The sequence below is a fragment of the Larkinella sp. VNQ87 genome (assembly GCF_049445795.1).
In the GTDB taxonomy this organism is placed as follows: Bacteria; Bacteroidota; Bacteroidia; order Cytophagales; family Spirosomataceae; genus Larkinella.
Map to the genome: position 1 here is coordinate 209,410 of NZ_JBMSDT010000010.1, position 12,473 is coordinate 221,882.

Below are 12,473 nucleotides of genomic sequence, written 5' to 3' on the forward strand. Positions count from 1 at the left end.
GTTAGCATGAACGCTGCAAAGATACTATTCCAAATTGAAACAGAAAGGGCCTGTGAAAAGAGATTAGGTCAGTCGGTTAGCAGCCAAGAATCGCTCTGATTCAATTTAGTTTATAAGTAGTGAGAAAATAGTTGTCAATATATTTAGTAATAAATAGTAATTGTGCAACTATTTTCCAGCATAGATTAGTATTATATGCTTATATATTTAGTATATTACTAATATATGGCTTATTTTTTACTAAATATAATAGTATATAGTTAGCCTTTATTTTGTGTATTATGTGGTATCTCTAAAACACCTAGGATATTATCCAAATCACCTTTACATTTATGTCATTATTTTCTAGTTCGCTTTTATGCGAGACTGAGAACAGACACCTTGGGTATACTTCAAATTTTATTTTATTTTATTTAATTTATTTGAGACTTGTTTCTTGGTTCTAGGAGTTGATTTTATCTGTTTCATTCAACTAGTGGAGAGATGATCAACTAAATAAAATTTTAGTCCTATTTGAATTTTTGGCGAGGTAACACCATTATCTGTGGTTTCCAAAAATATCGTTTATTCTATCCCTAACACTCGACCAACTAGGTATGGGGCTAGACAAAATAGGATGACAGGGTAGACGTTAACTTTCACGAATCTCTGATTCACTCAGCTAGTCTCCAGGAAGATTAAATAATGAAACACTGACCTTGTAATTCAGTTTCTATGGCAGATTCTATTTATGTCCACCCCTAAACTTTTCTGCCAGAATTGCTATGATACAATTGTATTATATGAGAAATTTACTATACCGAATTACCATTCTTGATTCTGCGATATCTTGGAAAATTAATTTCAATAAACCCGTCGCTTACAGGCTAAAAATTTTTATGTAAATAATTTAACTTTTCCAATTAGAATCCAAAATACACTAATCAGTTAAATAACTGATAACGAGACATTTAATTACTTTAAAATCTAGTGCTTATATACATAATATTTTGAACTAATGGAGTATAAATCTCTTATTGAAAACTGCTGGACAGACCGCAGTTTGCTGAGCGATTCAGCTACGCTGGAAGCAATTCACCATATCATTCAAGAACTGGATAAAGGCCGGCTTCGAGTGGCTGAGCCGGGCATTGAAGAGGAGAAGTGGCAGGTCAACGAATGGGTCAAAAAAGCGATACTGCTGTATTTTGTCTCTCAATCTATGCAGACGCACGAAGTTGGTATTTTTGAGTACCACGACAAAATACCGCTGAAAAAGGAGTACAGTCGGAGTGGGGTTCGAGTGGTGCCACCTGCCGTTGCTCGCTATGGATCGTTCATTGCACCGGGTGCTATTTTAATGCCTTCTTATGTCAACGTCGGCGCATACGTTGATGAGCGAACAATGGTCGATACCTGGGCAACGGTCGGCAGTTGCGCACAGATCGGGAAGGACGTTCACCTCAGTGGGGGAGTTGGCATCGGTGGAGTGCTGGAGCCACCTCAGGCATCGCCTGTGATTGTGGAAGACGGAGCCTTTATTGGTTCACGTTGCATCGTTGTCGAGGGTGCGCACATCGGAAAAAGAGCTGTGTTAGGCGCTGGTGTTACCATCACCGGCAGTTCAAAAGTAATCGATGTTACCGGATCTGACCCAGTTGAATATCGCGGCTATGTCCCGGCTAATTCTGTCGTTATTCCTGGCAGTATTGCTAAAGAATTTACGGCTGGTGTGTTTCATGTCCCGTGTGCCCTTATCATTGGCCAGCGGAAAGAATCAACCGATTTGAAAACATCCCTGAACGAAGCATTGCGTGAAAACAACGTAACGGTATAATTGTAAACAGTTAACATTTACCATAGACCAATTTACATTTGTAGGTTGGTCTATTTTGTTGCCGCTATTCACACTTTTCAATTTACACTTATAAATTTAACATTTGCTTACTGTTGTATATCGATTAACTTTGTGAAAAATACGCGATTTATGAATGTAAATGACAAAATTAAACAGGTGTTGAAAGACCGGAATATGACACCGTCTTACTTTGCAGACGAAATTGGCGTTCAGCGTTCAAGCATCTCTCATATCTTGTCGGGTCGAAATCGCCCTAGCTTTGATATCATTCAAAAAATTATCCGAAGATTTCCTGAGCTAGGCTATGATTGGATACTGGAAGACGAACCGGGCACTTTTACAAATGTAAATTCTCAGCCAACTGAGTCTGCCCGGACAATGCCTAGAAAACTCATTGCACAACCAGAAATCACGGATGAAAAACCGGTCTACCATGCCCCTCCACAGACGTCTGTAGCGAAAAATAAAGAAGAAAAAATCATAGAGCGAATTCTCGTCTTCTATACGGATGGCACATTTCGCGAGTACTCTCCCTTGTAAGGTTTGCATTCTGTAGGACCGACATAGTTTCAGGAGGCTACCGGATCTGTCGGCGGTTTATCGTGAACAGGCCGAAACATTGTAGTGCTCTGGACGCATTCAGCACATCGCCATTCGGGCCAGAGCTTTGCTATGAGCAGCTTGTTAAGCCGTTATTGCATATTCCTCGACATTACTTACCTTTGCCGCATGAGGTGCCGCCTGACTTCAGGTCAGCGATGGCTTAATAGGGAAGCCGGTGCAAAACCGGCGCTGTCCCCGCAACTGTAAACCTGTACAAACCGATTTCCTCTTCATGCCACTGTCTGGTCTCGATCGGATGGGAAGGCCGAAATCGGTGGGTAAAGCCAGGAGACCTGCCTCATATCGCTTTTTCGACCTTATTTCTTTCGGGTGTAAAGGGAATCAGGCCTGTCAGGACGGTATTGACCGGCCACTTTTGCTTTAGTTAACAGAAACAGTATGCGGTATAGAGACGGGATTTTCCTGTCCATGCTGTTGGGTTCGTTCGGTCTCGCCAACGGACAGACCAGCGGTATTGACCAAACGTTACCGTCCGTAACAGTTCGGGGTTCTACACCTGAGCGGTTCTCGGCCGGGCAAAAAACGCAGCGCATCGATTCCCTGACGCTGGAACAATTCCGGTTTCAAACACTGACGGACGTGCTGACGTACACCACTCCGGTTGCGTTTAAGGTATACGGTCCTGGTCAGTTGGCAACGGCTTCATTCCGGGGTACCTCGGCGAATCACACGGCCGTGCTCTGGAATGGTATCAACATTAATCAACCGACACTTGGCCAGACGGATTTCTCGACACTGCCCATCGCGGGTTTCGAGCAGCTTTCGGTTCAGTATGGTTCATCAGCCAGTTGCATCGGGTCGGATGCCGTGGGTGGCAGCATTCTACTTCAGGCAAATCCGAAATGGCAACAACCCGGTTTTTCCGTCTCGGTCGGGCAACAACTTGGCAGTTTCCGGAATTCGGGCACACAGGCCGGGGTGCGGTTTGTTAGCCCGACCAACAAGAGTTGGCAAATCGCGGGTAAAACCTTTTTATACAGAAACCGGCTTCCCAATAACTTCCCATACCGGGAACGCGGTAACTATTTTGTCGAACAGTCGACCACCCGCCAAGAAGGGTTCATCCAGGATTTGTATTTCCGGAACCAGCGGAACCAGCAACTCTCGGTCAATACCTGGCTGACGGACAACGATCTGATCGTTTCGCCTTTTGATACGACTGTGCGGGAGCGGACCCGGATGCAATCGTACCGGTTTTTGGCTACATACGAAACGCCAAAATGGACGGCCCGGCTGGGACTGATTCGTGACGTGATCGATTACGCCAAGGGAAATTTTAAAACGCCCAGTCATTCTGAAACCGATCGACTGGTCAGTCGAATCGAGCGGGAATTTACGAAGACATACCGATTGGGAAAGGCATCACTACGGGTAGGGGGTGAGTGGTCGCACTACTGGACGCGGGTCGATGGCTACGGCGGAACAACCATTCAGGAAGATCGGGCGGATTTCTTTGCTTTGTTCCGGTATCAGATGAGCCGGTTAAGTCTTTCCGCGAATCTGCGACAAGCTTTTGTTACCCGGTTTGATCCGCCCATAACACCTTCGCTGGGTGCGGAGTATATTTTCGTTCAGCGCGGAAAAAATACCCTTACGGCAAAAGCATCCGCCGGGCGGAGCTATCGCGTGCCAACATTGAATGAACGGTACTGGAAAGAACTCGGTAATCCAAACCTGAAGCCCGAAAACGGTTTTAACCTCGAAACCGGTTTACTGACCAAGTGGTCCCCGAATGAACGGTGGCAGGTTTCATCGGAAGCCACGGTTTTTCGAAACCGCATCGACGACTGGTCGTACTGGAATCCGGACTACGGCTACCGGGTCGAGAATCTGCAACTGGTCGTATCGAGGGGTTTGGAGTGGACTGTAACCCTCAATTATTCAACGCCCACCTGGCAATCAGGTCTGACGCTCGGCTACGCGCTGACCCGTTCCAGCCAGGAGCGTGTGTACAACGTATACGCCCAGGACATTGTTGGCAAACAACTCGTGTTCGTTCCCAAACACAGTGGACGACTCACCGCCTTTGTTGCCCGACGAAATACCCGCCTGACCGTGCAGACTCAGGCCAACTCCCGGCAATACACCACCTTCGATAACATTCAGTTCCTGCGCGGTTTCGTGCTGACCAACATAATGCTCGAAACCACCGCCAAATTCGGTCCGGTACAAACCCGCATTCAGGGACAAATCAACAACGTCTTCGATACCGTTTACCTCAATGTCAAGCGCAACGCCATGCCGGGGCGCTCATATTCCGTCCAAGTAGTTTGCAATCTAACTAGTAATAAAATCTGATGAAAAAAATGAATACTGCCTCAGCAGTCCGCCTAAAGCTGGCTCTTTCGCTGCTTGTCGCCTTGAACTGGTCCTGCAAGAATGACAACGACGACCCGGCCGCTGTGCCCTACGGCTCCGGCGTGGTAGTGATCAATTCCGGTAACTTCCTGCAAAACAACGGCTCGTTGTCGTTTCTTAACCGCTCTTCCAAAACGGCCAGTTATGACATTTTTTCCCTCGTCAACCAACGAACGCTTACTGGCGGGGTGCAGGGCTACGCAGAAGTCGACGGGAAAGGTCTCATCCTGGTGGACAACAGCACAGCCGCTCAGGATAAACTGGAAATTATCGATGCGAATACATTTAAATCGCTGGCAACGCTAAAAACGCCGGAAATTGAAAATCCCCGGTATGCCGTCAAAGTCGGAACCAACAAAGCGTATGTAAGTTGCTGGGATGTTTCGGGCGATTTTGCTAACGGCACCTTTTACAAAGATCCGGGCTACGTTGCCGTTGTTGATTTGAGCACGAATACGGTTACGAAAAAGATCAACGTACCGAAAGGTCCGGAAGCGATGGTCGTTGTCGGCAATGAGGTTTTCCTGGGTTCAGTCGGGGAGGTAAAAAATCTGACCGTAATCGATATCAATACCGATGCCGTGAAAGCGCCAGTTGAAATTGGTACCAATCCAAGTCCAGTCGGCGTCGATGCCAATAACAAGCTCTGGATAAGTTCAGGCAATGAAATTGTCCGGGTCAATCCCCAGACAAAGGCTGTCGAAAACCGCCTAAAAGTCGGCACGAGCACCACCAAATCGCCGGGCACGTTCCGAATGAGCCCCGACAAACAGACGATTTATTTCGTGTATTCGTTTTACGATCCGGCCGATAACTTCAAACAGAAAGGAGAGACGTACCGCTTTTCAGTAAACGATACGACCATTCCGGCCACGACACCGTTTATCAACCGCCTGTTTTCCGGCTTAGACATTGATCCCACTAGTGGAACGATCTACGCCGGTTTCACGCCATCGTACGGTCAGGCAGGCTATGTGTACCGATTCCAACCCAACGGCACCCTGATCGATTCAGTCCGGGCAGAAATCGCACCAACCGGTTTTTACTTTAAATGAGAAACTTGATACTGGATGGGATGCTGGCTGTTCTGGATACTTGAAAAAGGTAGATGAAATCCAGAACAGCCAGTATCTAGCATCCAGTATCCAAAACATCTAGCATCCAGCTCATCCAGTTTGTATGAACAAAGCCATTATCAGTTGGAGCGGGGGCAAAGATTCAGCCCTCGCTTTATTTTTGGGGCGTCAGTTTGACGACATTGAGATTGTTGGTCTGCTCACAACCGATAACACGGAATTCAATCGGGTGAGTATGCACGGCGTCCGGACCGAACTCATCGAAGCTCAGGCGATCTCGATTGGATTACCGCTGTATGTCATCAACTTACCGGGTGAAGTTTCTATGGAAGTTTACACCAACATCCTAAAACACCAACTGGCGGAGTTGAAGGCTCAGGGAATTTCACACGTCATTTACGGTGACATTTTTCTGGAAGATTTACGGCAATACCGCGAACAACTGCTGAACGAACTTGGCTTGATTGGCGTGTTTCCGTTATGGCAGCAGGATACGGTTTCATTGATCAGGTTATTTTCGCAAACCGGCTTCAAAGCCGTCCTGGTTTGCCTGAATGCCAATCATTTGCCGGAAAGTTGGGCTGGTCGGGAGCTGAATGAAACGCTACTGGATGAGCTACCGCCGAACGTCGATCCGTGTGGGGAAAATGGCGAGTATCATTCGTTTGTTTACGACGGTCCAGTTTTTCAAAAACCGGTTTTGTTTCAGAAAGGCGAGGTTGCCTGGCGGTCGTATTCGCAAGCCGGGAACTGGGATACGGCGTTTATATTTCAGGATCTAACTCTGATAACCTCTGATGTTCTCTGATCAACTCTGTGTAATAACACCTGTTGGATCACAGGGTTAATCAGAGAACATCAAAGGTTATCAGGGAAATTGTTCCACGTGAATCCATAAACCGTTCATCTACACTACTTTATACAAAGATCTACCAATCAGCGTTTTACAATCCAGAATCCAGCCTAACTTTAGCTCAAAATAATTGTTGCATAATTTATATTATGTTAACTAAAATTCCCCATAATTTAATTATCACCCCCGCATCAAACGTCCGGTAAGGTAACCCATACTCAAACCGACGAACGCACCCACACTACCCCACACAATATCCATTATTTTAAAATACCGATGCGGCAGCAGCAATTGCCCCAACTCAGCAATGACTGCAATAAAAGTCAGTCCCAGAAAAGCCAGTATCCACCGGGTGACTGCGGGAGTTGTGTTTTGGGAAAACCGGACTCCGATCATGGTTCCTAAAAACAAAAACGGAATCGCAGTTCGTAAATCGCCATTGGTTTGCCTATCGCTCCAGCGCGCCAACCAATCAGGAATAAACCATACTCGCTCCATCGACGGAGACGGTATCCAACTTAAGTAGAACACTAGCGCTATGCCCAATGCCATTAAAAAATAGATGATCCGCATCACAGTCGTTATCCTGGCGATTCAAAATACTGGCAAAAAAACAGGACACCCTTTGCTGAGTGCCCTGTTTATCAGAACTGGTTTTCGTTACTTGCTTTCGACACAGGCAACTTTCTTTTCTTCAAACTGTTTCAGGACATTTTCCAGGTTCGTCAGGTTATCGTTCAGATCCTGTTCGTTGTCCTTGATCGTTTTTGCCTTTTTGAAATACGGCAGCGCTTGTTTGAATTTACCGCATGCCAGGCCTTCAACTTCTTTACCGCGGGTCTGGTAATCTTTCATATCCATCGACTCGACCACTCTCCGCACCTGAATGGCCTCGTTGAAGTACGAAGCACCCAGGTTGAAGTTGGCATCATAATGGTTCGGATCGACCTGCAACACTTTGCCGTAATACTCCCGGGCAACGGCGCGATCGCTGTCGATTTGTTTCTTCAGATCGGCAATTTTCTGCTCAGAACCGCTGTTGGCCTGACCGGCCTGTGCCTGTACCTCTTTCTCCAGGTTGGCAACCTTACCCTGTGCTTCTGTGATCATCTGCTTCACGCGGGTAATCTGGTTTTTCACGTCTACATTTTTGGGTTCGCGTTTCTGGCGGGCCGTCAACCGGGCCAGCTCTGCCTGCGACTCCTTCAGGACGGTTTTTTCTTCTTCCAATTGCTTGGCCGCGTTCGGACCTTTTTTCGCGCTACTTTCCAGCTTGTTCAGTTCATCCGATCCTTTAATGACACGGTTGTCATAAATGGAGGCAACCGTTAACAGGTTCTGAACGTTATTGGGCTCTTTGGCGATCAGCTCTTTCAAACCAGCCACCGCTTCGTCTTCTTTACCCGTCGACACGAGGATGCTTACTTTCTGCGTACTCAGGTCTTTGCTGTTCGGCAGGCTGGCAACTCCTTTGTCAATCGTGGCCAGGGCTTTTTCAATTTCCTTATCCTGGTAGTATAGACTTACCAACGTCGTATACACCGACACATCTTTCCCGCCATTGGCAATGTACCGCTCGAAATTAGCCTTGGCAGCGTCTTTATTCTCGGCGTTCTGCGAGAAAATACCAGCATACAAAGCGGCCGTAGTATCTTTCGGATTGATCTCGCCCGCCCGGGTCATCAGCGCCGAAGCGTCTTTGAAATTCTTAGCCTGGTATTTGTAAATACCCGAGTTCATAAAAGCCTGGAACAACGCCTGCCCTTTCAGGGCTTCTTCGGCTTCTTTGGCCATTTTGCCCGGACCACCGGTTTTTTTATCCTTGTCTAACTCAATGACTTTCTTGTACGCTTCGTAAGCAACATTAGCAGCATTGGAGTCAAGTTTGATGGCCTGCGTGGCAATAGACTCGTAGGTTTTAGCGCGGTCCATCCAGGTTTTCGGCTTGACAGAGGCTTTCTCATCCGTGATGGCCTTGTCGCTTTTTTCTTTCTCAGCCTGGAAAGTTTTCTCCGTCAGAGCATCCAGGCCTTGCTGGGCGTACGCTCCTACTGATAAAAATCCCGCCAGTAGAAAGAACGAGAGTCGTTTCATATTACTAGAATTTGGGGTTGAACGTTGGTTTCTCACTTTAATGCTGGAAAGTACCGAATAATTTATGGGAATATCAAGCCATTTGATCGGGCTCAGCCGTTTCCGGCCCTTCCGCCAGGGGCTCAGTACCCTCAGTCGGCCCCTCCGTTTCTTCATCTTCCTCGCGCGGAATCCGGGTTACCGACGTGATTTCGTCGCCATCACGCAGGTTGATCAGCCGTACACCCTGGGTATTCCGGCCAATGACCCGTACCTCTTCGACATGCATCCTGATCGCGGTTCCTGCTTTGGTGATGATCATCAGGTCATCCGAGTCCGTCACTTCCAGAATGCCCACCAGATTACCCACTTTATCGGTCACTTTCAGCGTTCCGACGCCTTTAGCGCCCCGGTCGGTCGTGCGATATTCATCGATCGGCGAACGTTTGCCGAACCCTTTCTCCGATACAACCAGCAACTGGGCGTCGTCGCGGCCGATACACACCATTCCGACGGCTTTCACGCCTTCCTCCAGGTTGATCCCGCGAACCCCGGCGGCTGTCCGACCCATCGGCCGAACCCGGCTTTCGTTAAACCGGACGGCTTTGCCCTGGCTCGACGCAATGATGATGTCGTTCTGTCCATTGGTCATACAGACGTTCAGCAGCCGGTCGCCCTCCTCTTCATTGATTGTAATGGCAATAATTCCATTCTGGCGCGGGCGTGAGTACGCTTCCAACAGGGTTTTCTTGATCGTCCCCTGCTCGGTACACATTACAATGTAGTTGTTGTTGATGTAATCGGCGTTTTTCAGGTCCTTCACGTTAATCACCGCCCGCACCTTGTCATCGGACTCAATGTTGATGAAGTTTGCCAACGGCCGTCCTTTCGAATCACGCGCACCTTCGGGTAATTCATACACCGGTAACCAGTACAAGCGGCCTTTCTGCGTAAAAATCAGCAGCGTGTTGTGCATGGTCGCCATGAAGAGATGCTCCGTGAAATCATCTTCCTTCGTTTTGGCCGCCCGCGAACCAACCCCTCCCCGACTCTGCGCCCGGTATTCGGTCAGCGGAGTCCGTTTGATGTACCCCTGGTGCGAAATCGTGATCAGCATTTCTTCGTCGGCAATCAGCGACAGGTCACTGATGTTGCCATCGCCCAGCACGTTGATTTCCGTCCGGCGAACATCACCGTAGCGGGCTTTGAGTTCGAGGAGTTCCTCCCGGATCACCTCCAGCTTCTTCTCTTCGCTGGCCAGAATGGCTTTCAAATCCGCAATCAAACGGGCCAGTTCTTCGTATTCGGCCACGATTTTGTCGCGTTCGAGTCCCGTCAATCGTTGCAGCCGCAGTTCGAGGATGGCCTTCGCCTGCACTTCCGACAACTGGAAGCGTTCGATCAACCCAGTTTTGGCTACTTCCGGATCGCGCGAACTCCGGATCAATTCGATCACCGCGTCCAGGTTATCCAGAGCAATCAGTAACCCTTCCAGAATGTGCGCCCGCTTTTCGGCTTCACGCAGTTCGTATTGCGTCCGGCGGGTAATCACCTCCTGACGGTGCTCTACATAATACCGGATCAGGTCTTTCAGGTTCAACAAAACCGGGCGGCCTTTCACCAGGGCCACGTTGTTGATGTTGAACGCCGATTGTAACTGGGTATGCTTGTAAAGGTTATTCAGAACCACGTTGGGCACCGCATCCCGTTTCAGATCATAAACGACGCGCAAGCCGTCGCGGTCCGACTCATCCCGAAATGCTGAAATCCCTTCGATCTTCTTGTCGTTGATCAACTCCGCCGTTTTCTCAAGCATCACGGCCTTGTTAACCATATACGGAATGTCAGTAACGATAATTTGAGTCTTGCCCTTGTTTTCCTCGATTGTCGCGTGCGCCCGCAGCACCACCCGACCCTGGCCGGTGCGGAAAGCGCTCCGGACGCCCTCAATGCCGTAGATCGTGGCCCCCGTCGGAAAATCCGGCGCGGTGATGTGTTCCATCAACTCATCGATGGTAATGTCGTGGTTATCGATATACGCCACGATGCCGTTGACGACTTCGGTCAGGTTGTGGGGCGCCATGTTTGTGGCCATCCCGACGGCAATACCCGAAGAACCGTTCAACAACAGGTTCGGAAGTTTGGCCGGCATCACGGCTGGCTCCTCCAGCGAGTCGTCGAAGTTCGGCTGAAAATCAACGGTTTCTTTGTAAATATCCGTCAGCAGTTCTTCGGCAATCCGCTTCAGACGCGCTTCGGTATACCGCATGGCCGCCGGAGAGTCACCGTCGATGGAACCGAAGTTTCCCTGTCCGTCCACCAAAGGATACCGCAGCGACCAGTCCTGGGCCATCCGCACCATCGTACTGTACACGGAGGCATCGCCGTGGGGGTGGTATTTTCCCAGCACCTCCCCGACAATCCGGGCCGATTTCTTGAACGGTTTATTGTAATTGACACCCAACTCCGCCATTCCGAACAACACCCGGCGGTGTACCGGTTTCAGGCCGTCGCGGACGTCGGGCAAGGCGCGGGAAATAATGACCGACATCGAGTAATCGATGTAAGCTCCGCGCATTTCGTCTTCAATGTTAATGGGAATAATCTTGGTGGATTCGTTTGGTTCTTCTGTCTCTTCTGCCATAAGAAGTTCAATCTCTGTCCGATAAACGGACGAAGCGATGATTAAAAAGTGGAGCCGTCTGATCGAAACCTGTCAAACGGGACACGGTCTGTTAGACAAGGCGCGTATCATACAAATATGCAAAAAAATCGCCACAAATAAAAGTATCTGCCGTGTGAAGTACAATTTTTGCGGGGTTTACTACCTCCGGACAGGTACGCGGAACCGCAAACCCGGCCAATGCCCGAATCGGGCCGATCAGGCCAATCGACTACCAAATAACACCCAGTCTCCCGGCGTGCAAATAAGTTACAAAATATTGCTATTTAGTAACAAACAGCCAAATCTTACCAAAATGTATGCTTTATAACAAAACATAGTATATACTGCTAATGGAAATCTTTGTGACAGGGAGAAATTGTATTTGATATATATTACTTATCTTTGAATGAAGAAGCACTATCCACTGGCCCCAATCCCTGAGTTGAATGACCCGCAAATACCGTATCATTATTACTGACGACGATGACGACGATAGGCTACTTTTCAAGTCTGTTTTCGATGCCGGTTGGGTTGATTGCGAGGTACTTTTTGCGGAAGACGGAGTCGAACTACTCAATCAGTTAGAAAGTACGCGGCAACTACCGGCGCTCATCTTTCTGGATCTGAATATGCCCCGCATGGACGGGTTTGCCACCCTCAACGAACTGCGTTCCAATCCGATCTATCGCTCGGTTCCGGTTATCATCCTAACGACCTCTTCGCTGCCCGAACACATTACGCGCTGCTATGAACTGGGAGCCAATTCATATTTGATCAAACCCCCCGGCTACCAGCAACTTACCCAACTGGTGGAACAAATTCGTTCATTTTGGTTAAACACCGCCCGCATTCCTGCCAATAACTAAATAAAACCCGGTTAATCAACACTGATAAGCCGTATCCGTGCACCCTGTAATCGAACCTGTTGGACGAAGGGTTACGGATGCGTATAATTACGCACTGGTTCAACACGTTTTCGTTGGCAGC

Annotated in this window: 9 protein-coding genes and 1 riboswitch; of the genes, 6 read left to right on the plus strand and 3 right to left on the minus strand. The window is 48.4% G+C overall.

The features are described 5' to 3' along the window. The first annotated feature begins 997 nt into the window (after window positions 1-997). The 5 genes from ACO2Q8_RS18825 to ACO2Q8_RS18845 all read left to right on the plus strand — a co-directional run bounded on the left by ACO2Q8_RS18825 (window position 998) and on the right by ACO2Q8_RS18845 (window position 6,703). Window positions 998-1,816: a 2,3,4,5-tetrahydropyridine-2,6-dicarboxylate N-succinyltransferase gene (locus ACO2Q8_RS18825; RefSeq protein WP_423346392.1), complete on the plus strand. Its 819-nt coding sequence runs from the start codon at window positions 998-1,000 to the stop codon at window positions 1,814-1,816. Window positions 1,817-1,966: 150 nt separating this feature from the next. Next, window positions 1,967-2,377, plus strand: a complete 411-nt coding sequence (locus tag ACO2Q8_RS18830) for a helix-turn-helix transcriptional regulator (protein WP_423346479.1) — start codon at window positions 1,967-1,969, stop codon at window positions 2,375-2,377. 175 nt (window positions 2,378-2,552) lie between these two features. Then, window positions 2,553-2,755, plus strand: a riboswitch (cobalamin riboswitch). An 84-nt stretch (window positions 2,756-2,839) separates the two neighbouring features. After that, a complete protein-coding gene (locus ACO2Q8_RS18835) occupies window positions 2,840-4,759 on the plus strand; it encodes a TonB-dependent receptor plug domain-containing protein (RefSeq protein WP_423346393.1) in 1,920 nt (639 codons plus the stop codon). After that, entirely contained in the window at window positions 4,759-5,874 is a 1,116-nt protein-coding gene (locus ACO2Q8_RS18840) for a YncE family protein (protein WP_423346394.1), read from the plus strand. Before ACO2Q8_RS18835 ends, ACO2Q8_RS18840 begins: the two co-directional genes overlap by 1 nt. A gap of 124 nt (window positions 5,875-5,998) precedes the next feature. After that, the gene (locus tag ACO2Q8_RS18845; RefSeq protein WP_423346395.1) at window positions 5,999-6,703 is read left to right on the plus strand and encodes a diphthine--ammonia ligase; all 705 of its coding nucleotides are present in this window, start codon (window positions 5,999-6,001) and stop codon (window positions 6,701-6,703) included. 225 nt (window positions 6,704-6,928) lie between these two features. Here the strand turns inward: ACO2Q8_RS18845 and ACO2Q8_RS18850 are convergent, their stop codons facing one another. The 3 genes from ACO2Q8_RS18850 to gyrA form a co-directional block, all read right to left on the minus strand. Continuing rightward, window positions 6,929-7,321, minus strand: coding sequence for a hypothetical protein (locus tag ACO2Q8_RS18850; RefSeq protein WP_423346396.1), 393 nt, complete (start codon window positions 7,319-7,321; stop codon window positions 6,929-6,931). 87 nt (window positions 7,322-7,408) lie between these two features. Further along, the gene (locus ACO2Q8_RS18855; protein ID WP_423346397.1) at window positions 7,409-8,842 is read right to left on the minus strand and encodes a hypothetical protein; all 1,434 of its coding nucleotides are present in this window, start codon (window positions 8,840-8,842) and stop codon (window positions 7,409-7,411) included. A 73-nt stretch (window positions 8,843-8,915) separates the two neighbouring features. Next, window positions 8,916-11,465, minus strand: coding sequence for a DNA gyrase subunit A (gyrA, locus tag ACO2Q8_RS18860; protein WP_423346398.1), 2,550 nt, complete (start codon window positions 11,463-11,465; stop codon window positions 8,916-8,918). Between the two features lie 467 nt (window positions 11,466-11,932). On the opposite strand from gyrA, the gene ACO2Q8_RS18865 reads away from it, so the two are divergent. Further along, the gene (locus ACO2Q8_RS18865; RefSeq protein WP_423346399.1) at window positions 11,933-12,352 is read left to right on the plus strand and encodes a response regulator; all 420 of its coding nucleotides are present in this window, start codon (window positions 11,933-11,935) and stop codon (window positions 12,350-12,352) included. The last annotated feature ends 121 nt before the right edge of the window (window positions 12,353-12,473 follow it).